Here is a 22,315-nt window from a genome sequence, read left to right as displayed (position 1 = left end):
GTCCGTAAGCTTATAAAAACACATTGAATACATTGGAACTTGAAAAAGACCTCATAAACGCTTGTTTGCAAAACGACCGCATTGCACAGCGAAAGCTCTATCAGGCTTACGCATCGCGTATGTTGGTGGTATGCTCACGCTATGCACAAAGCAAGGCCGAAGCGGAGGATATTCTTCAAGAAGCTTTTATAAAGATATTTCAAAACTTGGCTAGCTTTAGAGGTGAAAGTACGATTGGCGCTTGGATTAAAAGAATTGTTGTAAATACCGCCATCAAACATATTCGAGCTCAACAGCCTTGGCAGGATATGTCGGATGTAGCCGAATTTGAAAACCATTTTTCAGATAAAGGCACGAGTATCGAAGGAATTCATTTTCAGGAATTATTGGCGATGATTCACAAATTACCAAAGGGTTGCCAAACTGTATTTAACTTGTATGCAATTGAAGGATATCAGCACCATGAAATTGCTGAAATGTTGGGTATTTCGGAAGGAACTTCAAAGTCGCAATACTCCAGAGCAAAACAGTTATTACAAACACAACTTTCGTACGATAAAGTAGGATAAAGCACAAATTAAATAATATGACAAAATCTTTACTGATAAAATCACTATAATGGATAATTCATCACACAATTCTTTTGAGGACCAATGGCGAGACGCCTTCGATGATGCCTCTATGACCCCATCCGACTGGGTATGGGATGGCATAGAAGCGTCCTTGGAGCAGTCTGCTCCTTCGTCGTCCACACCAGATGCGAGTGGTGGGGCGTCTAGTAGTGCCTGGGGACTTTATTCTGCTGGATTAGCAGTAGTGGTGCTGGTAGGTGCATGGTTCTTGAAACCAGAGGAGGATAACACCCAAGATTTACCCGAACAGCCTATCGTTCAGCAACAAACTATGATAAAGCCTATAACTACTGCCAAAAAAATGCAGGAAGAGAATCATATCTTAGTTGAGAAAAGTATAGCACCCGAAACACCAAGAATTGAGGAAGATAAAGCTCTGATAGAAACACAGCCAATAGTAGCAGAAGAACTTGTGAAAAAATCGGTAGTGGACTCTATCACTTTTATATCACCTACCACCACTAAAGAAATACCCGTAGTTCATGGCAATTTGCAAGAAAATTATAGAATAAAGGAAATCACCATTCCAACTGTTCAAACGCCATATTTTGAACCACAACCACTTGTTCCAGTCAAAACACAGAAAAAAGGCTTTTTGAAAAATGTTAAAATCACTGTCGGTGCTGGGGTGTATTAAGTTAATGGACAAAATAAAGTTTAAGATTGTGCTTAGGCTTTCAGGTATCGGCTTTCGGCGGTGGGCTTTGGGAAAAAGCATAGCTGTGGTTAATAAAAACATTTTAACACGCTGTGCCTGTTGCCTTGTCCCTAAACACAAAACTTAAATGTAATTCTGCACGATTACTTAAATATGAGTGCTGTATTAGATTTAAGTTTTGTATTGAAGGCAACAGGCAAAGATGGCCAAATCGTTTTTTTGTAACAATAGATATATTTTGCCGATTACAGCCTAAAGTCTATACCAATTACTAATATTCCATTAAATTATAACTTGTTTTACTTATGAAAAATCTACTGATAGTATCAATCATACTTAGTGTTTTGGGTTGTGCTTCGAGTTCAAGTAGCATTGTAGACTCGGATGTACTCAAAAATCAAACGATTGATTTGACCAAAAATGATCTGAGTGAATACATTGTTTTCGGTAATGTTGGTTTAGGTTGGGGCTGTCGCACCACAGGGCTATATTTGTATGCAGGCGATCAGTTATATGCCGATACAAGTAATGCTTATTGTAAAAATGCTGAAAACTATCGTTTTCAAGGGTATAAATTAAGTTCTACAGAAAAAGCAAAGGCCGAACAAATTGTTCAGAAAATAAAAAGCCATTTGAGGGCTATCAACGATAATGGACAGGCTATTCAGACGGTAGGTTGCCCGGGCTGTGCCGATGGTGGAATGTTATATGTTCAAGTCAAAACAAGTCAATCCTTGAAAGCATGGCGATTGGATGACATGATTGATTCACATCAAAAATTGATGGTTGAAGTGGCCACTATTAAAAGTAAGTAAAAACCTCAAAACAGTAATAAACTACAAACAAATAAATGCTATGAAAAAGTTAATGATGTTTGCGCTAGCTGGAAGCCTTATGTGGAGCTGTTCCAAAAGCGGATTAGGGGAGGATGGTCTGACAGAAGAGGAAATGGATTATCAAAAATTAACCCAAATGGGAGCCGAAATCAAAGATTATGCTAAAAACAAAGCATGTGCTGGCGACGAATGCCGTGTAATGTCGATGGGCTCGAAGGCTTGTGGTGGCCCTACTCAGTTTATCGTATACTCGGTCGGAAAGGTAGATGAAAAGGTTTTGACTCAAAAAATCAATGATTATACCGAATACGAACGCCAGCTTAATATCAAATATAGTCGAGTATCAGACTGTGCCATTATGTCCATTCCAACAGTAGATTGCGTGAATGGCTTGTGCGTAACCAAGTAAGTAATTGATGCTTTATCCCTAATTGAGTGTAATAAAAAAGCGGTCGAAAATAATTTTCCGACCGCTTTTTTAATGCTATTTTACTAGATTTTTACTCAGCATAAGACGCAATCATTGCGTCTCTACTACGAGAATATATCTCTTAATATAATCACTCATTGGCTCAATCAAAACTCACTTACCTAACTTCTAACACGAACAACTTGCCTTTGCTTTCCAATTGAAATAATAAGCAGAAGCAATCAAAATCGCACCAACGAATCCTGTCAAAAATTCATACTGTTCGCCGGTCCATAAGAGTTCGATACCTTTTACGGCTAAACTTCCAAGCAATAAGGTCAAAGGTACAATAGAATGATGCTTGCGATAGTCCGCAATTAATAATGTGCCAGCCAAAGCAACACTTGCTCCAATAAACCAAATTTCCCAAGAATGATTATGAAAAAGACTACTTCCCAAATAAGGCAAAACTGTCATTACTACAGGAGTAGCAATGCAATGAATCGCACAGATGACCGAAAGATAGAATCCTACTTTCTCGATGGGTGTTTCGTTATGTGAATGAGAGTGATGCATAATTGTAATACTGTTGCAAAATTAATACAATGCAACAATATTGCAAACATCTATCTGATGATATTTTGTTCCCTAACGTAAGTATTTTTTACTATTAGTGTTGAAGGCGAAGCTAGTCGGCAAATGAATGTGTAGTTCAGCTGAGTCAATAATGAAAAAACCTCTATTTCTATTTTTAACAGAAACAGAGGTTTTGAAAATGCCGCAATGATTAGTTACGACCTTTGTAAGCTGGCTTGTCGATGCTTGTAGTACCGTAAGCAGGGCAGTTGTTTTTTCTACCACAAGAGGTTGCTATTGCTACTACTGCCAACAAAACCAAAATAACTGTAGCTCTTTTCATGAGATATAATTTTATAAAGTTGATACCAATGATGTATTTTATACAGATAAAACTATAAAAGTCATATAACTACAAAAATACAAATATCTCTCAAGCTTAAACTCTAATATCCACAAAATTATTGTTCGATAAGAGACAGATTTTCAGCGTGTTTTACTTCTTCTTGACTTAGTACAGTTGCTTGTGCTTCTGCTTTTTCGGTAGAACCATAACCTAAAATATTAAGCATACCATGACTTTCTTGCGCTGAGGCAAACAACTGTGTGGTAATAGTACCATCTTCAAGACGATCCACCAATACGTGTTTTGGTGCAGGAATCAAACAGTGCTGAATACCTCCATAGCCGCCTAGAGACTCTTGGTAGGCACCTGTATGGAAAAATCCAACATATTGACGCTCTTGACCTTCTTCAAAAATTGGCAAGTACAAATCTGAACTATGCGCTTCGGTGTTATAGAAGTCCATCGAGTCGCAAGTCAAACCACCTAAGTTTACTTTTTGATAAGGCGAGCCCCAGTTGTTTACAGGAAGCATGATATATTTTTGGTTCATACCCCAAGAGTCTGGCAATTGAGTAATAAACGAACCATCAATCATGTACCATAATTCCTTGTCATTTTGGAGTTTTTGGTCAATGATTTCGTATAAAACAGCACCACTTTCGCCAACGGTATATGAACCAAATTCTGTAAAGATATTTGGAACAGGCACGTTGTTTTTATTACAAATCCATGAAATAGATTCGACGATTTCGTCAATCATTGCTTGGTAATCGTAATTGAATTGCAATGAAGTTTGAATCGGCAAGCCACCACCCAAGTCGATAGAATCTAAATCTGGGCAGATTTTTTTCATTTCACAATATTTGTAAATAAAGCGGCTCAATTCTGACCAATAGTAAGCACTATCTTTGATACCAGTATTGATAAAGAAGTGCAACATTTTGAGCTTATATTTGCTGCTGTTCTGAATTTTGTTTTTATACAAATCCATCACATCAGAGTAGCGAAGCCCCAAACGCGAAGTATAGAAAGCAAAATCTGGCTCTTCATCAGTGGCAATGCGGATACCCAAATTGACCGTCTCGGCAGTTACTGATTTATCATAAAAATCAATTTCTTTGAGATTGTCCAAAATAGGAATACAATTAAAGCCCTCATTTATCAGCTCACTGATGTATTGAGTATATAAAGGCAACTTGTAGCCATTGCAAAGGATATAGGTAGATTTTGAAATCTTACCTTCATCATATAGCTTGCGAATAATAGGAATATCGTAAGAAGAGGATGTTTCGAGGTGAACATTATGACTCAGAACCTCTTCGACCACAAATCTAAAATGCGAAGACTTTGTACAGTAACAATACGTATAATTTCCCTTGTAATTGTACTTTTTGATAGCATTCTTAAACATGCGCTTGGCGTTTTCGATATGCTCACCAATTTTGGGTAAATACGTGATTTTTAGCGGAGTTCCGTATTGTTTTATGATGTCCATCAACGGTACGTTGTTGAACATTAATTCGTTGTTTTCGTCAATGTTGAACTCAAGAGTTGGAAACTCAATCGTCTGGTCAATGAGGTCAATGTAATTTTTCATCCTACTGCGAAAAGCATAAAGCGAGTTTTTATGTTCGAAATTATTTAAGTTTGTGAGTATTCGTCTTAAGAAACGAAAACCGCAAGAAATTTTACTAACGAAAATCGACTTGCGGAGTTTACTCATAAAAAACGTGCAAAAGTGCAATAAAAGTATGACCTTTGCAAGAATCTAATTTGGATTTATTTTTATTTCACAATTTGATAAAATCATTCTGTCAAATTATTTGATTATCAAAGAGTTGTATCGATAAATAATTCAAGTGAGTAATCCATGGATTTTCTTGAAAATGATTCATTATCAGTTAGTTAGTTTCTTGGAAAAGTCATAGCAAATCCAAAACCACAATCTTTTTAACGAACAATGTTTTGAACTGGAAAGTTCGAGTTAAAATTTTATGAAAAAAGTTCACTTTATTGCTATTGGGGGGGCAGCGATGCACAATTTAGCTATCGATCTGCATAATAATGGTTATTTAGTTACTGGTTCGGACGATGAAATATATGAGCCTTCACGTAGCTTATTGGCAGCTTGTGGCTTATTACCAGTCGAAATTGGTTGGTTCCCTGAGAAGATTTCAGAAGATTTGGATTGTGTAATTTTGGGGATGCATGCCAGAGTAGACAATCCTGAGTTGTTGAAAGCCCAAGAATTGGGGGTGAAAATTTACTCATATCCTGAATTTATTTATCAAAATAGCCAAAATAAGCAAAGAGTGGTGATTGCTGGTAGCCATGGTAAAACTACGATTACGTCAATGGTTTTACATGTGTTGAAATACCACAATCGCAAATTTGATTATTTGGTAGGTGCTCGTATCGAAGGCTTTGAGACTATGGCCAAACTTTCGGATGCTCCTGTGATTGTGATTGAAGGCGACGAATACCTATCGTCACCTATTGATCGCCGTCCAAAATTTTTGCACTACCACCCGCACGTAGCTTTGATTTCGGGAATTGCTTGGGATCATATCAATGTATATCCTCAATTTGAGGACTATGTGCATCAGTTTGAACTCTTGGCGCAAGATTTACCAAAATCTGGTAGCTTGATTTATGACGAAACAGATTCGTTGGTAAATACACTGGGTCAAAAAGAATATGCTGATATTCAGAAATATGCCTACAAAGCTCACCCTGCGGTGGTGAGAAATGGAAAGACTTTTTTACAATTACCTGATAAAAAAGAACTAGCAATCGAGGTTTTTGGAGAGCATAATCTCAAAAATCTTAATGGCGCACGCTTGATACTAAGCCAGATTGGTATCGAAGATGAGCAGTTTTATGAAGCAATTGCTTCGTTTAAAGGAGCTGCCAAGCGCTTAGAGCTAGTAGGACAAAACGATGAAACGGTGTTTTATCGTGATTTTGCTCATGCACCATCTAAGGTGGAGGCGACAACCAAAGCGCTCAAAGGACAGTATCCCAACCGTCATTTGGTAGCTTGCTTGGAGTTACACACTTTTAGTAGTTTGAACAAAAACTTCTTGAAAGAGTATGCTCACAAGTTGGACGGAGCTGATACCGCAGTTGTATATTTCAGTCCTAAAACCCTTGAACACAAAAAGATGCCAGCGCTTAGTGTAGAAGAAGTTAAAGCAAATTTTGCGAACAGCAATCTCGAAGTATTTACTGATAACCAGTCTCTGAAGACCTTCCTTTTGAGCAAGCGATGGCGCGGCTCAAACTTACTGATGATGTCGTCGGGGACCTTTGATGGTCTGGATTTCAAAGAATTATCTAGTCAAATACTTTCGTAAAATTATGGTACAGTTTGGGAAGATGAACAGAACGTTCGCTTGCTGTACTTATTGAACTTTTATACAATCATGAATCGTATTACTCAGCTTTTTGAACAAAAGAAAAATAACGTACTCAATATTTATTTTACAGCGGGTTATCCACAACTCAACGATACAACAATCATCTTGAAGGCTTTGGACGAGAGCGGTGCTGATTTAGTAGAAATCGGAATGCCTTACTCAGACCCAGTTGCGGATGGTGAGACAATTCAACATGCCAATCAAGTAGCTTTGGATAATGGAATGAGTGTAAAGTTGTTGTTTGAACAACTTGCTGGCATTCGTCCAGCTATCAAAGTACCAATTTTGCTGATGGGTTATATCAATCCAGTATTGCAGTTTGGGATTGAGGAGTTTTGTAAAAAATGCCAAGAAGTAGGAGTGGATGGTTTGATTTTGCCAGATCTTCCTGCCGACGTGTATGAAGAGGATTATAAAGCAATTTTTGAGAAATATGGCATTTTAAATATCTTCTTAATTACGCCACAAACTTCAGAAAGCCGTATTAGTCATATCGATGCTATTTCTGAAGGCTTTATCTATATGGTATCTTCGGCAAGTATTACAGGAGCAAAATCGGGTATTTCTGATGAGCAAGAGGCTTACTTCAGTCGTATCAATGCCATGAACTTGAAAAATCCTCGTTTGATTGGCTTTGGTATTTCGGATAACGCTACATTCACAAAAGCATCATCGCACGCAGCAGGTGCAATTATTGGTAGTGCATTTATCAAAGTTGTGACAGAAGCAAAAGATTTATCAGCTGATATTAGTGCTTTTGTAAAATCAGTAAAAGGAGAATAAGTTATGAATGAGTGAGTTGTGAATGAGTGATTGCTCCCTAATTCAGTAACTTAAAAATCAGATATCTATCAAAAAAGCGGTCGAAAATTGTTTTTCGACCGCTTTTTTGATGATAAAATGCTGGACATGTAAATAATCCCTCATTCACAATTCACTAATTCACTCATTGCTACCACGCCACTGTTACTGCACCACGTTTTACTTGTAGTGGAGTGCCTACGTTTGGCTCAGGATATTCGGGGCGATAGGTTATCTCCCAAGCATAGCTATTAGGTGGTGCCAAAACACCTCTAAATTTACCATCCCATTCATCCTCCCAATCATACGATACAAATACCAATTCGCCCCAACGGTTGTAGATTTTTAGCGAAAAACCTTCTTTTAAAATATGTCTAGGAAAAATTTTGAAAGTATTATTATATCCGTCATTATTTGGGGTAAAGATATTGGGAACAATAATATCTGGCACACATAAGTCATACACCCAAGTACTTGCTTTGATACTACAACCTTCTTGGTTTGTTATCTGAACGGTATAATTACCCACTGAAGAAACTTTGATTTTTTGGGAAGTCTCGCCAGTAGGTGTCCATTCATATCTCCATGTGTTTCCTGCATTCCCTGGATCTAGCTCTAGTTCATTTCCATCTGCTAGACATAATGGAACCTCCGATTTGAGGCTACTAAAAGGGATAGGGAGGATATTTACATTGATATCATCGTTGGCATTACAAGCACCATTTGAAACCAATAAGGTATAATTGCCAGATCTGGTTGGGGAGATTTGCGGCGTACTTTCACCAGTATTCCATCTAAAAGTCCAGTTAGGGTCTGTTGGAATACCAATGATGACGGATGAGTTTTTACAAAAAACAACATCTTCGCCCAAATCTACATAAGGCTTAGCCACGGTCGAAATATTTGTACTTCCTTTTCCTGTACAACCATTTTGGGTATAGCTATAGCTAATAGTTTCTGTTTTTATAAAAGTTGCAGGTGTATACAAACCTGTTGCGCTGATTGTGCTCGAGCCACTCCATGTACCTCCCGCAGGCGTGGCACGTAGTTGTACAGGGGTAGCTCCTATACATAAGAAAGATGGTCCTACAACACTTACTCTTGGGCTTGCCCTAAAAGTAACAGTTGTACGAGCTGAATTATTACATTTCCCATCCAACGATGTAACCGTTACACTGTATGTACCAGCATATTGAACGTTGATAGTAGGAGTGGTTGCTCCTGTGCTCCAAAGCACTGTTCCTGTTGGCGTTTGATTTAGGGTTAAAGTAACTGTTTCTCCTTCACATTTTATGACGGGAGGTTCAATGTTTAATTGGGTACTTGCTACTTTCAAAAGGGTAATAGGAGAAGTCGTATACTGACATCCCTCTACCGTTTCGAGGACAATTTGGTAGGTTCCAACTCCCAGATTCGCTATTTGATAGGTTTTATCTTTTATAAAAATACCACTCATATCACCAGTACCTATCTGACTAAATACATCATTTACCTTTTGTAAAAGGACATATTTTGCAGGAATAAATTGGTTTGTAGCTCCTAAATTAATGGTTATACTACCATCGGTCAAGCATGTTACAGGACTTGATTGTGTGGTAATTATAGCATTAGGTAATCTGGTAGGTTGTAGGTTATAATCAGCTGTTTGATAACAAGTATTAGGACTGCTAATGCTGACTTGGTAAATCCCTGCGCCTAGTGCGGATATACTACTACCTCTTAAACTAGGGATGGTGGTACCGTTTTTCTTCCAGATAAAATTGTAAGTATCTAGTGGCGAAAAGTTGACTAAGCTAATGGCTCCATCTTGCGCATTACAGGCTGTCGGATTGGTTGTTCTAGCAGTAAACGTTGCTTTTGGACGAGCCGTCACTTGTATTTCATCACTCACTACACAGGGAACGGTACCTACCAAAGTGGTAGCCGTAACCTTATACAGCCCTGTAGTCGAAACCGTTATGGATGGGGTTCTTGCTCCTGTACTCCATAAATAGGTTGTGGAGTTATTAAGACTCGGTATAGCTGCGTTTAATACTATCGAGCTATTCTGGCAGATTGTAGTATCTGTCAATGCAAATGGAGGAGATTGAGCCAAAACTACTTTTACCTCATCTTCTTTGATACAACCATTACTTTCAACAAGTACCTTGTAGGTACCAGATTGTGTAACGTTCAAGGTCGAAAGCGTATCAGAGAGAAGACCTCCATCTTTTATCCAGAAGTAGCGACTATTAGGTACTGTATTTTTTGAGTCTAAGGTTGTGCTTGCCTCACATAGCTGAATATCGTTGCCCAAATCAGGATTAGGCATTGGTTTTATGGTAAACTCTTGCGCAGGTAAAGTTGTATCAGATTTACAACGATTGGCCATCGTAACAGTAACATGATATAGCCCAGGCTCAGATAAGGTGGTACTTACCTGCAAATCTCGGTCAGATCCTGTTCCACCAAGAGTTGCAACAGGTGAGGAGGTTTCTGGTTGACCTTGTTGTGGTGCTGGACCTTTGTAAACCTTCCAGAGAGTTTTGGTATTTTTTAGTTTTTCTCCACAAAGATGATTAGCCTGAAACTGAGTAGGCGAACCCAAACAGGTATCACCTACTGAGATACCCGACTGTTGATCTTGGTCTGGATTTACAGTAGTATTATTCGGTAAGCCTAATTGACTCAGTTTGCCTGCCAAGTCAAACCCACGCCGATTGTATTCTAAAGTATCAACTTTGCTACCTGTTTGTAAAATGATATTAGGTTGTCCAATTACGGCCAAGTGAGTACTACCCTGAACAGCCATATAAATTTTGCCGTCGGGGCCAATTTTTAATGCGCCAAAATTCTGGGTGGCCGTACTGTCAATTAGTTTTCGAGATAAGCTAATTGTTGCAGAGTCTTTAGATGTCAAGTCAAACTGTAATAGCTGAGACTTGATGGATGGATCGGCAGGAGGAAGCGTTGTTACTCCTGCGGTTAGACTTGTATACAAACTATTTCCATCTGGCGAAAACTCAGCTCCGTACAATGTTGGAGGTGCTTTGCCCAAATCGATGACTTTTTTATTGGAAATCTCCCCCGTTGAATCTGCAAAATCGTATATTTCTACATAATTTCGATCTGGTCCAGGTACTACATACGCCATTTTGGTACCATCTTGCGAAAACTTTAAATATCCCTGCGCTTTGCCAACCGAGTCTATTTTGGCACCAATACTAATAGTTTTAGAAATAGAAACCCCATTTTTCGTTACACGATACATACGGTAGGTACTATCTCCGTAGTCGTGGCTTACTACCCAATATGTAGAATCTTTGGGTACATATACAGAGGCGATACTTTCGGTGGTACTGTTGGTATCTAAAGGAATATTTTTCTCAATAACTTTGCCCAAACCTCCATCTCTGCGCATATCTACAATAGAGTAGGTAAGCTGTTTATTCCCATTTACATCGGTTGTTGTAAATACATAGTAGGTGGATTGACAGCCTTTACACGAAGGTACAGGTACAATCACGACCCCTTGTGTAGCCGAAGAGCTACCAGCCAAAGGAATACTCGAAGATACAGAAGGCATTAATGTGCCATCGGTTCGGTACACGTTTTTACCATCAGAGTAAAAGATGGTGTTTCCTTTCGGATCTGTTATTCCGGCTACACCCTCCATTGAATCTGTTTTTCCATTGTCATCGGCGGTTGGTTCTCCATTTTGAAACAGAATACCAGCCCCTTGTCCAAAATACCAATATTCCTTGGGAGGTTGCGGAGGAGGAGGTACACAAAGTTTGACATTAAGTTTATTTTCGGCAGAACACCCCGTCAAGGTATCTGTTACTTGTACTGAATAACAAGTTGTAGAGTCTGCTAAAATTGTTTGTGTCGTATCGCCTTTTGGAAACCACAGGTATTTAAACTGAGGTTCGGCACCACCTGTTCGGTAGGGGTCAAGCTTGAGTTTATCTCCTTTACAAATGGTGGTATCTTGCTGAGAAGGATCATTTCCTAAATAAAATGGTCGAGGAGGCTGATTAATCGTGATAACCTTGGTGTACACAGCCGGGCCTGACGCCTCGTTTCGAGTAAGCGTGACTGTATAAGTGCCAGGTGTGTTGTATAAATGAGCAGGGTTTAGTCGAGTAGAGGTATTTTTGTTTCCACTGGTTGGGTCACCAAAGTTCCAAGAAACACTTGTTGCTTTGGAGGTGTGCAAGTCACGAAACTGAGTGGCAGCAGTTGAGTCAGAACATTCGGACAAACAAAGGTTTTTTACGGCAATATAGTCTGGATTACTTGTCGTTTGCCCCATACCATTATTGCAAACAATCCAAATGAGGAGCTGTCCGAAAAGGATATGTAAAAAATGAAGATATGTTTTACCAAAATTTAACATTTGTTCGTTATCTATGTCGTGATACTCATCTTACCAATTTACTCTAATAGACCGACAACTCAATTAAAGGGTTGTATATATACGCAGAGATGGCACCAGTTTTGTAGAAAAAAAATCATTTATTGAATAAACAAACTACATAACTTTATGTTCCAGAGATATTTTGAGGTAATTTTTATATAATTTAACGAATAAGTAGGATATTAATTTTAAAGTAAACTCTAAAACGCTTTTTTACCTTCAAAAAGGTCTTTTTTTGTTAAAACTTAATATAAAAATACGATTCTAGCAGCTTTTTGTAGTCAAATCGGGTCATGTTAGTAAAATCTATTTCTACCTTTCTCAATACAGTTAGTTATGATTTAAGTAGTCTGCTTTGAACTACACGCCGTTGGCATTTGCCAAAAGGTCTATTTTTTTTCATAAAAACCTTGTAAAACTATCTGCCTATTGCCCAACAACTTAAATCCGATTTTGTAAGAATACTTAAGAGACCTATTAAATAAAAAAATTAGAGATTTACAAAGAAATATGAGCAGTAACTTTTATTTATAATATGTTAAGAAAAACCATTTTAGGCTTAGGTATATTGCTAGGAACTGTACGAGTAGTATTGGGGCAAGACCCACAATACTCACAGTTTTATGCAGCTCCGTTATATCTTAATCCAGCATTTGCAGGGTCGGCTATGGCGCCTCGAGTAAATTTTAATCATCGAAATCAGTGGCCTTCACTTAGTGCAAATTTTGTAACCTCGTCGCTTTCGGCCGATATGTATCTCGAAAGAATTAATAGCGGGGTGGGCTTATTGATTACGAATGATAGACAATTTTCAAATCTTAAGACTACCGATATTGGTGCAATTTATACATACCATCTTAAATTAAGCGATGGTCTATCTGCCAATTTGGGTGTGCAGGGCTCTTACGTAAGTCGTAGTATCAACTTTGGGGATTATATTTTTGCTGATCAAATTCAATCATATCTCAATGGGGGAGGATATCCTTCGAGTTATAATACAAACGACCCAATCGTGGCGGGTGGATTTGCCCCTACAATTCAATATTGGGATTTTTCTTCAGGAGGGATTGTTTATTCAGAAAGATTTTGGGCTGGGCTCTCGGTGCATCATATCAATCAGCCTAATCAATCTTTTGGTAATGCTGATGCCAAATTGCCTATGAAAATAGGCGTACAGGCTGGTTATCGTATCCCATTGGCTGACTATGAAATAGGGAATAGTCTGGGAAGTCAAATAGAAAAAGAAAAAAGTCTTACGCCCGTTGTACACTACAAACACCAAGGTGCATTTGACCAGTTGGACGTAGGGATGTATTTGACTTACTCGCCCCTTGTGCTTGGAGCTTGGTACAGAGGTATTCCCTTAAAAACATACAAAAAAGATAATACAACCTACCTGAGTAACGATGCTGCTGTTATTTTGATAGGCTATCGGCAAGACAACTTTTCGATTGGCTACAGCTATGACATGACAATTTCGAGCTTAGGTTCTTCTACTGGGGGCGCGCACGAAATATCTTTATCTTATGTATTTACTGATTTATTTGATTCAAAACCAAAATATCGTCCTCGTAAAACCGAACTTCGTTGTCCGAAATTTTAAAGGCTATTCAACAAACATGAGCCATTCCTATATTTAGCCATTGAGCGAATTCGTGATTATGTTAAAATTTTCATTCTAGCAACGACCTACTGATTACGTCTAAAGCTGGGTCATATTTTAGTATCAAAAAAGGGGTCGGAAAATATTTTCCGACCCCTTTTTTAATGAAAACTTGTAGAGTAGCCCCAATCTTAAAGTTCGGGATGACTCATGTTTGATTCTATTAGGCAATGCCTGACTAGGCCTAAGCCACAAAACATTGCGTCTCTACTGCTAGAATCGGTCATACAATTTAGTATGAATCCTATTGTAACTTTTTATATCTAATACGTTTTGGTGTGGCATCAGCACCCAAGCGCTTACGACGATTTTCTTCGTAATCAGAGAAGTTACCTTCAAACCAATAGACCTGAGAGTCGCCCTCGAATGCTAAGATATGGGTAGCTACACGGTCGAGGAACCAGCGGTCGTGAGAAATAACAACAGCACAACCACCAAAGTTTTCGAGGGCTTCTTCCAAAGCACGTAGGGTATTTACGTCGAGGTCGTTGGTAGGCTCATCTAATAACACCAAGTTGGCTCCTTCTTTTAGCATCATTGCCAAGTGCACGCGGTTGCGCTCACCACCCGACAGGTTAGCGATTTTCTTTTCTTGGTCGGCACCCGCAAAGTTAAATTTACTCACATAAGCACGAGCATTTACTTGCTTATTGCCTAGCATAATGTGCTCGGTACCACCCGATATAGTTTCGAAAACAGATTTGTTGGGGTCTAAGTGATTGTGTTCCTGATCTACATAAGTCATTTTTACAGTTTCACCAATTTCGAAAGTACCCTTATCAGGTGTTTCTTGACCTGTAATTAACTTAAATAAAGTAGATTTACCAGCACCGTTGGGTCCGATAATACCGACAATACCTGCTGGAGGCAAAGAGAAGTTAAGATTTTCGAATAATAACTTATCTCCATACGCCTTTGATACATTATTTACTTCGATAACCTTATTTCCTAGGCGTGGGCCTGGTGGGATAAATAGTTCTAGCTTATCTTCTTTCTGTTTGTTTTCTTCCGAAAGGAGTTTTTCATAAGCACCCAAACGAGCCTTAGATTTAGCCTGACGAGCTTTTGGAGCCATGCGTACCCACTCCAATTCACGCTGTAAAGTTTTTTGGCGTTTAGATTCTGTTTTTTCTTCCATAGCCAAGCGATTTTGCTTTTGCTCTAACCACGAAGAATAATTGCCTTTCCATGGAATACCCTCACCACGGTCAAGCTCTAAAATCCAGCCAGCTACGTTATCTAAGAAATAACGGTCGTGGGTTACAGCAATCACGGTTCCTTTATATTGACGAAGGTGTTCTTCCAACCACAATACCGATTCGGCATCGAGGTGGTTGGTAGGTTCATCGAGCAATAACACGTCTGGTTCTTGCAACAACAATCGGCAAAGCGCCACACGGCGTTTTTCACCACCCGAAAGATTACCTACTAAGGCCTCAGACGGAGGGCAACGAAGCGCATCCATCGCTTTTTCGAGGCGAGTGTCCAATTCCCAAGCATTGAAGTGGTCAAGTTTTTCTTGAACTTCTCCTTGGCGAGCCAACAACTTATCAAAATCGGCATCTGGGTCACCAAAAGCCTCGTTGATTTCATCAAACTCTTTTAAAAGACCGACAATTTCAGCCACGCCTTCCTCGACAATTTCCTTCACCGTTTTGGTAGGGTCTAATTTGGGTTCTTGCTCAAGCATCCCAACAGTATACCCAGGCGAAAAAACTACATCGCCTGTATAGCTTTTATCGATACCAGCAATAACGCGCAACAACGAAGATTTACCTGCACCGTTTAGACCAAGTACCCCAATTTTGGCACCATAGAAAAAAGATAGGTAGATATTTTTGAGAATTGTTTTTTGTGGTGGAACGGTTTTTGAAACCCGCTCCATTGAAAAAATAATGGTTTCTTGACTCATTGTTTTTTTGTTTTATTCTAAAGGTCTATTTATATTAGTAAAATGAATAACTAAAGCTCTTTGTAGCTTTGGGGTAAAATGCTTGAAGCTCAATACTTTTAATCAAAAGAAAGAGTAAAGTCTCAAAAAAAACGACTTTTATTCAAGTAATGAAAGCTTGAACCTGTCAGCAGAACAGATTCACGAAATTTAAAAATTAAAAGTTTTCAAAGATACTAAAAGCGTAGTGGGGATTCAGTGTATACGGCTTAGTTTTTATTTCCATTGGTAATTAATAGCGATTTTAGCAGGTCTATGTTAAATTTTGTCCGAATAATGGATAAACAATATTTAAAATTATATTTTTTATTGAAATTCAGTATATTGCAAAAAAAATATCAAACTAATAACCGATAAAAATCAACTAACAATCAATAAATTTGTCTAATTAAATCAAATAGGTTATTAACTAGATTTTTTCATTCATTTTATTTAATCAATTGTTTTATTAAATATGATCAATGAGTTTATCAAAAATCAAAACAGCTAATATTTAACCTAAACCATGAATCCCGTTAGAGCTATGAGCATTGCCAAAAACTCTAACCACGCAACGTAAACCAATGGAAAATACAGTAAAAAACCCTGCCGAGTATGGCTATTGTAAAGATGGTAAGGTCTATTTAAAAGGATATTTGGAATACCCAGACCGCCTGATTGGTGTTGTTCGTAACACCGAAGAAGAAGCTCTTCAGTATTTTGTTAATCGCTTTGCTATCGCAGAAAACAAAGTGAATTTGCTTTTCTCTCAAGTAGATGAAGCTCAAAACAAAGGCTCTTACCTAACTAAATTACTCCAACTACGTAAAAACCTCGTAGAGTTTGATGGTTTGGGTAATTTCGTACCTCTACTTCACAAGTTGGATGAGTTAGAATTGCAGTTGCGTGAGCTAATTCTAAACAATCAAATCAAAAATCTTGAAATCAAGAGAGCTTTGATTGAGGAAGCTATTCAAGCTGGTGCTATCGATGATTGGGCCAAAGCTACTGATGTCATTATGGAAATCAAAACCAAATGGCTCAAAACTGGTCCTGTTGATAAAGCATTGCAAGATGGCATCGAAACTGAATTTAATGGTATCGTTGACAACTTCTTCGTTCGTCGTCGTGAATACTATGCTGAGAAAAACCGTATCATCGACGAAAAATTGGCACAACTCCAACGCATCGTTGATAATGCCCGCGCCTTACGCTATGAACAAGATGTAGATGCTGGTTTCCTAAAAATCAAAGACCTTCAACGCGAGTGGAAAACTATTTCACAAGTACCACCCAAAAAGCAGTCGATGCTCTGGAAACAGTTTAAGCGTTCTTCTGATTTCTTCTTCGAGCGTTATAACAATGTGAAGGGTATTGTTTCAAAACCAAGAATCGACCCTCGTGTTCAACAAATGATGGACATGACTACCGAATTGGAGCGCAACTTCCCAGATCAACCAAACATTCCTCAAACTGCCGAAAAAGCAAAAGCATATCTAGTAAAATGGAAAGAGCTTTCTACATTGGCAAAAAGTGTGGATAGAAACTTGGCTGAGCGATTCCGTAACATCTGTGATAAGATTTTCGAAATGAACTATCTATTGCGTGTTATCTCGTATCGTCATCCTTCATTGCATGATAAACCTCGTATCGAGCAGTTGAAGATTATGATCAACCAAATGGACTATATGACCAAAAAAGAGAAAAACGAATTGGATACCTTTATTTCTGAATCGCAATACTCTGGTCAAATGAACGACAAATTGGTTATCAATAAAATCAATACGCAAAAGCGCAAAATTTCAATGAAAGAAACGCTTTTGGTTGAGTTCAAAAAAGAACTAGAAACTTTGTTGGGTCAATAAGACTTGATAAAGAAGCAATAAAGAAAAATCCCTTTGGTGAGAGCCAAAGGGATTTTTCTTTTGTATCAATGTTGGGCTTTCGGCGGTCAGCTGTCGGAAACAATATTTTTATTTATTGCATCCTAAATAAGTTGCCTAAAGCTTCACTTACTTATTTAACATTACAAATGCTTCATGTAAGTTGCCAAATCCTTATCGCCACGACCAGAAAGATTAATCACAACTGTTTCGTTGGATTGAGCTCCTAATTCTTCTAATGCTGCAAGTGCATGAGCTGACTCCAATGCAGGTATAATACCTTCTAGTTTTGATAACTGAAAACCTGCTTTCAAGGCAGCTTCGTCTGTAATAGCAAAAAACTTAGCACGATTTGTATCAAACAAATGTGCATGCATAGGACCAATACCTGGGTAATCCAAACCTGCCGAAATAGAATGTGGTTCTACCACCTGCCCATCTTCTGTTTGCATCAAGATACTACGACTTCCATGTAATACACCTGGTTTTCCCAAAAATGTTGTGGCCGCCGAAAAACCAGAGCTAATACCATGACCACCTGCTTCTGCTGCAACCAATTGCGTTTGTTCATCAGCTAAGAAATGATAGAAAGCACCTGCGGCATTCGACCCACCACCTACACAAGCAATAACATAATCAGGATTAGTTTTGCCTGTTTTTTCTTGTAGTTGCCATTTGATTTCTTCCGAAATAACAGATTGGAAACGCGCTACCATATCAGGATACGGGTGTGGACCCACAACCGAACCAATGATATAGTGTGTATCTACAGGGTTGTTAATCCAGTGACGCATGGCATCGTTAGTCGCATCTTTCAAGGTCTTTGAACCACTTTTTGCCGCACGAACTTCGGCTCCAAGCATTTTCATACGTGCTACGTTTGGTGCTTGACGCTCAATGTCGATTTCGCCCATGTATACAATACACTCCAAGCCCATCAAAGCACAAACCGTTGCCGTAGCAACACCATGCTGACCAGCACCAGTTTCGGCTACGATACGTCTTTTTCCCAAACGTTTCGCCAACAATGCCTGTCCAATGGTATTATTTACTTTGTGTGCGCCTGTATGACACAAGTCTTCACGCTTCAAGTAAATGGTAGTATTATATTTTTCTGAAAGACGTTCTGCTAAAAACAAGGGCGTTGGACGACCAACATAGTCTTTCAATAAAGCGTCAAATTCAGCTTTGAAAGCAGGGTCGTTGATGATACTCAAATAGTTATTTTTGAGTTCTTCTACGTTAGGATACAACATTTCAGGAATAAATGCTCCTCCGAATTGCCCGTAGTACCCTTTTTCGTTTACGTTATATTGTTGAGTTGTTGTCATTTGACACAAATAAGTTTAAGAAATGATTGTCCTTGGTTGTTGTAGTTTTATTGCATTTCAACTTCCTCAGGTTTTAATATTTTGATTAACTCACTAAGTTGATCAATATCCTTTAATGCTGGTTCAAGCTCAAACTTACTATTTACGTCTATCGCATGAATACGCAATTGTTTTAAGTCTAAGGTTTGTGCTGCATTGGCCAAGCTTACTCCTCCAGCCAAGAAAAACGGTTTTTCGTTGTCATAACGATTTAGTAAAGACCAGTCAAATGCTAACCCTGTACCGCCAACTTGCTCACCAACTTTGGTATCGAATAAGAAGAAATCGCAATGAGGTTTATAATTATGTAACTTGGCAAAGTTGAACGTACTATCCACCGAAAAAGCTTTAATGATGCTTACACCTTTAAATTTAAGATTTTTACAAAAATCAGGAAGCTCTTCACCATGTAACTGAACATAATCCAAACTATATTTTTTTACCATATCCAAAATAAAAGCTTGTGATGCGTTCACAAAAACACCGACTTTTTTGGTTGATTTTGGAAAAGACTTGAGTAACTCCTCATCTAGGTCATTTCCGACAAATCGGCTTGACTTTGGATAAAAAATAAAACCCATGTAGTCTGGTTGCAAGGCTAGCACTTCTCGGATGTTCTCGGCATCACGCATTCCACATATTTTTAGTCTCATGTCTTGTCGATAGTTGTTAGGAATTTGACGTTCTTAAAAAACAAAAATACTGAAAAAACATGACATTTTTGTGGAAATAAGGTTGCTAAAAAGCCATTTAATTTACTGAATTTGAGCAATTAGGCTTTTTAAGGTTTCGGCGGGAGCTGGAGTTTTCATAAATGTTTCGCCAATCAAAAACCCTCTGTATCCTACTTCTCTTAATTGCTTGATTGTTTCGGGTTGAGAAATACAACTTTCCGAAATTTTAATACAATGACTTGGAATCTTTTCGGCTAGCTCAAGTGAGGCATTTACGTTTTGTTCCGCAAAGTTTTTAAGATTACGGTTATTCACACCCACTACGTCGATATACTCACAAAGACTGCGGTCTAGTTCTTCTTGGTCGTGAACTTCCAAAAGTGTTTCCATACCTAATTCTTTTACGACTTTTCCTAGTTCATAAATACGCGTAGGAGTAAGGTTGGCCGCAATTAATAGGATTACGTCAGCGCCTAAGGCTTTGGCTTCAAAAATTTGATATTCGTCAATAATAAAATCCTTACGCAAAATAGGAATGGTAGGATTAGCTTTACGGGCTGCCAAGATATCTTCGTCCGAACCACCAAAGAAATCCATATCTGTCAAAACTGACAAGCAAGCTGCTCCAGCCTGAACATATCCTGTTGTTACGTCCTCAACTGTTACATTGGCATTGATAATACCTTTTGAAGGTGATTTTCTTTTAAATTCAGCAATGATTCCCGACGATGCAGGATTCAATAAACTGGTTTTAAGAGAATTCGTAGTTTTGGCAAAATATCCTTTCTTAGTAAGCTCATCGATTGAGACAAGGGCTTTTCTTTCGGCTACTTCACGAACTTTGTTTTCTATGATTTTATCTAAAATTGTCATTTCTTAAAGGTTTTTGGGCATTAAGTGTGAGTGCTGAGTTGTGAAATTAAAATTTCAGTGATCAATACTTTTACCCACAATTAAATTCAACTATTTGGCCTTGGATTTTTAGCTATGAGCTCTCGGCAAAAAATATCTGTGGTTCTTTAGATGTTGTGCTTGCCTAATGCATATAGCTTACAGCCTAAAGCGTACCAACTTAAGCAATAAATTTCTTGAAAGATTCGAGTGCTTTACCACTTTCTAATGATTCTTTGGCTTTGGCTACGGCATCTTCTAAACTCAGATTGTCGCTTGCACAATACAGCGCAGTAGCGGCATTAGCCAATACTACTTCTGTTTGTGCTTTGGTGCCTTCATTGCTTAATACCGATGTCAAGATTTTGGCTGACTCTTCTACTGTATGACCACCATGCAACTCTTCTGGACTACACTTTGAGAAGCCTAATTGTTTTGGAGAAATGGTTTCAATTCCTTTTTGTGTAATCAAAACAAAGTCTCCCGTCAATGAAATTTCGTCATAACCATCTAATCCATACAAAACGCCGAAGTTTTTGCCAGTTTTCTCAAAGATGGCACCGTATAATTTTAGCACTTCTTCATTATATACTCCTGTGATTTGTTTTTGCACTTTTGCAGGATTCAAGATAGGGCCAAGCATGTTGAAGAAAGTCTTCATGCCAAGCTCTTTACGAATAGGACCTACAAATCGCATAGCAGGATGAAATAGTGGGGCATGCAAAAAACAAATACCTGCTTGCTCGATTTTACCTCGTAAATACTCCTCATCATTCGAGAATCTTACGCCTAGGTATTCTAAAACTGTTGATGACCCAACCGAAGAAGAAACTCCATGATTGCCATGTTTGGCAATAGACTGACCAGCGCCTGCTACCACAAAAGAGGCTGTTGTGGAAATATTGAAGGTATCTTTACCATCGCCACCAGTACCACACAAATCCATTGGATCGTATGCCGATAGGTCAATCGTTACTGCCAAATCGAGCATGGCATCTCTAAAACCTTCCAATTCTTCTGGCGTAATAGCCTGAATCATATAGGTAGTTAAAAATGCTGCTATTTGAGATGGGTTTGCATCTCCTCTACCAATAATCGAAAGGGCTGCATAAGCCTCTTCTTGCGTTAATTGATTACCAGCAATGCGTTTATTTAAAAAAGACTTCATAGTTGAAATATTTGCGCTAGACGCTAAGTTGAAAACACTGGAATATTTTAGGGAAATAAAAAGTCATTAGCTTTTTACCCAGTTTTCAACCATTTTGACACCAAACTGAGTAAGATAGGCTTCTGGGTGAAACTGTACCCCACGAATATCGTATTTGGTATGAGCTTCGGCCATTACAAAACCTTTATCGTCTATAGCTGTAATAATCAAATCTTCAGGCATTGTTTCTGGAACAACCGTCCATGAGTGATAACGACATACATCTACCTCTTTGGGTACGCCTTGAAAAAGTACTTCGTTGGGTTGAGTAATGATACATTTAGTAGTTACCCCATGTAGTACATCGCCCATATTGAGAAGCTTAGCTCCAAAAGCTTCACCAATAGCTTGGTGACCTAGGCAAACGCCAAAGATACTTTTGCTTGGCGCATATTCTTTGATAACGTCTAGTAAAATACCTGCTTCTTCAGGAATACCGGGTCCTGGAGATAGAAGGATTTTATCATATTTTTTTACTTCTTCTAAAGCAATTTTATCATTTCTGAAAACGTCCACGTCGTTTCCTAAATCTTTGAGAATATATACAAGATTATATACAAAAGAGTCGTAATTGTCGAGTACTAAGATTTTCATGTTTTTATGCGATTTGACCCAAAAGTC

The 22,315-nt window shown here is 38.4% G+C and carries 18 protein-coding genes; 8 read left to right on the top strand and 10 right to left on the bottom strand.

Annotation, left to right across the window (positions count from 1 at the left end; all coding sequences use genetic code 11):
* The first annotated feature begins 23 nt into the window (after nucleotides 1-23).
* The 4 genes from ACOVQ4_RS12120 to ACOVQ4_RS12105 all read left to right on the top strand — a co-directional run bounded on the left by ACOVQ4_RS12120 (nucleotide 24) and on the right by ACOVQ4_RS12105 (nucleotide 2,535).
* Nucleotides 24-569, top strand: a complete 546-nt coding sequence (locus ACOVQ4_RS12120) for an RNA polymerase sigma factor (protein ID WP_421820905.1) — start codon at nucleotides 24-26, stop codon at nucleotides 567-569.
* A gap of 49 nt (nucleotides 570-618) precedes the next feature.
* Nucleotides 619-1,269, top strand: a complete 651-nt coding sequence (locus ACOVQ4_RS12115) for a hypothetical protein (protein ID WP_421820904.1) — start codon at nucleotides 619-621, stop codon at nucleotides 1,267-1,269.
* Between the two features lie 326 nt (nucleotides 1,270-1,595).
* A complete protein-coding gene (locus ACOVQ4_RS12110) occupies nucleotides 1,596-2,105 on the top strand; it encodes a hypothetical protein (protein ID WP_421820903.1) in 510 nt (169 codons plus the stop codon).
* A gap of 40 nt (nucleotides 2,106-2,145) precedes the next feature.
* Nucleotides 2,146-2,535, top strand: coding sequence for a hypothetical protein (locus ACOVQ4_RS12105; protein WP_421820902.1), 390 nt, complete (start codon nucleotides 2,146-2,148; stop codon nucleotides 2,533-2,535).
* A gap of 189 nt (nucleotides 2,536-2,724) precedes the next feature.
* Here ACOVQ4_RS12105 and ACOVQ4_RS12100 read toward each other — a convergent pair whose 3' ends face one another.
* The 3 genes from ACOVQ4_RS12100 to ACOVQ4_RS12090 all read right to left on the bottom strand — a co-directional run bounded on the left by ACOVQ4_RS12100 (nucleotide 2,725) and on the right by ACOVQ4_RS12090 (nucleotide 5,054).
* Nucleotides 2,725-3,111, bottom strand: a complete 387-nt coding sequence (locus ACOVQ4_RS12100; protein ID WP_421820901.1) for a MerC domain-containing protein — start codon at nucleotides 3,109-3,111, stop codon at nucleotides 2,725-2,727.
* Between the two features lie 211 nt (nucleotides 3,112-3,322).
* The gene (locus ACOVQ4_RS12095) at nucleotides 3,323-3,454 is read right to left on the bottom strand and encodes a hypothetical protein (protein ID WP_421820900.1); all 132 of its coding nucleotides are present in this window, start codon (nucleotides 3,452-3,454) and stop codon (nucleotides 3,323-3,325) included.
* 118 nt (nucleotides 3,455-3,572) lie between these two features.
* The gene (locus tag ACOVQ4_RS12090) at nucleotides 3,573-5,054 is read right to left on the bottom strand and encodes an arginine decarboxylase (RefSeq protein ID WP_421820899.1); all 1,482 of its coding nucleotides are present in this window, start codon (nucleotides 5,052-5,054) and stop codon (nucleotides 3,573-3,575) included.
* Nucleotides 5,055-5,451: 397 nt separating this feature from the next.
* On the opposite strand from ACOVQ4_RS12090, the gene ACOVQ4_RS12085 reads away from it, so the two are divergent.
* Both ACOVQ4_RS12085 and trpA read left to right on the top strand, forming a co-directional pair.
* Nucleotides 5,452-6,813, top strand: a complete 1,362-nt coding sequence (locus tag ACOVQ4_RS12085) for a UDP-N-acetylmuramate--L-alanine ligase (protein ID WP_421820898.1) — start codon at nucleotides 5,452-5,454, stop codon at nucleotides 6,811-6,813.
* A gap of 69 nt (nucleotides 6,814-6,882) precedes the next feature.
* Nucleotides 6,883-7,659, top strand: a complete 777-nt coding sequence (gene trpA, locus ACOVQ4_RS12080; RefSeq protein ID WP_421820897.1) for a tryptophan synthase subunit alpha — start codon at nucleotides 6,883-6,885, stop codon at nucleotides 7,657-7,659.
* A 169-nt stretch (nucleotides 7,660-7,828) separates the two neighbouring features.
* Here the strand turns inward: trpA and ACOVQ4_RS12075 are convergent, their stop codons facing one another.
* Complete coding sequence (locus ACOVQ4_RS12075) at nucleotides 7,829-12,055, bottom strand: gliding motility-associated C-terminal domain-containing protein (RefSeq protein ID WP_421820896.1); 4,227 nt, start codon at nucleotides 12,053-12,055, stop codon at nucleotides 7,829-7,831.
* Between the two features lie 556 nt (nucleotides 12,056-12,611).
* Here ACOVQ4_RS12075 and ACOVQ4_RS12070 point away from each other — a divergent pair.
* Nucleotides 12,612-13,679 (top strand): type IX secretion system membrane protein PorP/SprF, encoded by a 1,068-nt coding sequence (locus tag ACOVQ4_RS12070; protein WP_421820895.1) that lies wholly within the window; start codon nucleotides 12,612-12,614, stop codon nucleotides 13,677-13,679.
* Nucleotides 13,680-13,983: 304 nt separating this feature from the next.
* Here ACOVQ4_RS12070 and ettA read toward each other — a convergent pair whose 3' ends face one another.
* Nucleotides 13,984-15,651, bottom strand: coding sequence for an energy-dependent translational throttle protein EttA (gene ettA, locus ACOVQ4_RS12065; protein ID WP_421820894.1), 1,668 nt, complete (start codon nucleotides 15,649-15,651; stop codon nucleotides 13,984-13,986).
* A gap of 602 nt (nucleotides 15,652-16,253) precedes the next feature.
* Here ettA and ACOVQ4_RS12060 point away from each other — a divergent pair.
* Nucleotides 16,254-17,534, top strand: a complete 1,281-nt coding sequence (locus ACOVQ4_RS12060) for a DUF349 domain-containing protein (protein WP_421820893.1) — start codon at nucleotides 16,254-16,256, stop codon at nucleotides 17,532-17,534.
* 161 nt (nucleotides 17,535-17,695) lie between these two features.
* Here ACOVQ4_RS12060 and trpB read toward each other — a convergent pair whose 3' ends face one another.
* The 5 genes from trpB to ACOVQ4_RS12035 form a co-directional block, all read right to left on the bottom strand.
* Nucleotides 17,696-18,883 carry a tryptophan synthase subunit beta gene (trpB, locus tag ACOVQ4_RS12055; RefSeq protein WP_421820892.1) on the bottom strand — a complete coding sequence of 396 codons (1,188 nt, stop codon included), beginning with the start codon at nucleotides 18,881-18,883 and terminating at the stop codon, nucleotides 17,696-17,698.
* A 47-nt stretch (nucleotides 18,884-18,930) separates the two neighbouring features.
* A complete protein-coding gene (locus ACOVQ4_RS12050; protein WP_421820891.1) occupies nucleotides 18,931-19,575 on the bottom strand; it encodes a phosphoribosylanthranilate isomerase in 645 nt (214 codons plus the stop codon).
* Nucleotides 19,576-19,677: 102 nt separating this feature from the next.
* Entirely contained in the window at nucleotides 19,678-20,469 is a 792-nt protein-coding gene (trpC, locus tag ACOVQ4_RS12045; RefSeq protein WP_421820890.1) for an indole-3-glycerol phosphate synthase TrpC, read from the bottom strand.
* A 199-nt stretch (nucleotides 20,470-20,668) separates the two neighbouring features.
* Complete coding sequence (gene trpD, locus ACOVQ4_RS12040; RefSeq protein WP_421820889.1) at nucleotides 20,669-21,655, bottom strand: anthranilate phosphoribosyltransferase; 987 nt, start codon at nucleotides 21,653-21,655, stop codon at nucleotides 20,669-20,671.
* Between the two features lie 66 nt (nucleotides 21,656-21,721).
* Complete coding sequence (locus ACOVQ4_RS12035; protein ID WP_421820888.1) at nucleotides 21,722-22,288, bottom strand: anthranilate synthase component II; 567 nt, start codon at nucleotides 22,286-22,288, stop codon at nucleotides 21,722-21,724.
* Nucleotides 22,289-22,315: the final 27 nt, after the last annotated feature.

Origin of the sequence: Flectobacillus sp. (genome assembly GCF_049240685.1) — a bacterium.
Taxonomy (GTDB): domain Bacteria; phylum Bacteroidota; class Bacteroidia; order Cytophagales; family Spirosomataceae; genus Flectobacillus.
The sequence above is the reverse complement of the archived record's forward strand: the minus strand, read 5'-3'. Positions and strand labels throughout refer to the sequence as shown.

Coding starts and splice junctions, on each gene's coding strand:
- ACOVQ4_RS12115 (WP_421820904.1), top strand. CDS start 619: ATGGATAATTCATCACACAATTCTTTTGAGGACCAATGGCGAGACGCC.
- ACOVQ4_RS12035 (WP_421820888.1), bottom strand. CDS start 22,288: ATGAAAATCTTAGTACTCGACAATTACGACTCTTTTGTATATAATCTT.
- trpD (WP_421820889.1), bottom strand. CDS start 21,655: ATGAAGTCTTTTTTAAATAAACGCATTGCTGGTAATCAATTAACGCAA.
- ACOVQ4_RS12070 (WP_421820895.1), top strand. CDS start 12,612: ATGTTAAGAAAAACCATTTTAGGCTTAGGTATATTGCTAGGAACTGTA.
- trpC (WP_421820890.1), bottom strand. CDS start 20,469: ATGACAATTTTAGATAAAATCATAGAAAACAAAGTTCGTGAAGTAGCC.
- ACOVQ4_RS12110 (WP_421820903.1), top strand. CDS start 1,596: ATGAAAAATCTACTGATAGTATCAATCATACTTAGTGTTTTGGGTTGT.
- ACOVQ4_RS12075 (WP_421820896.1), bottom strand. CDS start 12,055: ATGTTAAATTTTGGTAAAACATATCTTCATTTTTTACATATCCTTTTC.
- trpB (WP_421820892.1), bottom strand. CDS start 18,883: ATGACAACAACTCAACAATATAACGTAAACGAAAAAGGGTACTACGGG.
- ACOVQ4_RS12100 (WP_421820901.1), bottom strand. CDS start 3,111: ATGCATCACTCTCATTCACATAACGAAACACCCATCGAGAAAGTAGGA.
- ACOVQ4_RS12050 (WP_421820891.1), bottom strand. CDS start 19,575: ATGAGACTAAAAATATGTGGAATGCGTGATGCCGAGAACATCCGAGAA.
- ACOVQ4_RS12105 (WP_421820902.1), top strand. CDS start 2,146: ATGAAAAAGTTAATGATGTTTGCGCTAGCTGGAAGCCTTATGTGGAGC.
- ACOVQ4_RS12090 (WP_421820899.1), bottom strand. CDS start 5,054: ATGAAAAATTACATTGACCTCATTGACCAGACGATTGAGTTTCCAACT.
- ACOVQ4_RS12085 (WP_421820898.1), top strand. CDS start 5,452: ATGAAAAAAGTTCACTTTATTGCTATTGGGGGGGCAGCGATGCACAAT.
- ACOVQ4_RS12060 (WP_421820893.1), top strand. CDS start 16,254: ATGGAAAATACAGTAAAAAACCCTGCCGAGTATGGCTATTGTAAAGAT.
- ACOVQ4_RS12095 (WP_421820900.1), bottom strand. CDS start 3,454: ATGAAAAGAGCTACAGTTATTTTGGTTTTGTTGGCAGTAGTAGCAATA.
- ettA (WP_421820894.1), bottom strand. CDS start 15,651: ATGAGTCAAGAAACCATTATTTTTTCAATGGAGCGGGTTTCAAAAACC.
- trpA (WP_421820897.1), top strand. CDS start 6,883: ATGAATCGTATTACTCAGCTTTTTGAACAAAAGAAAAATAACGTACTC.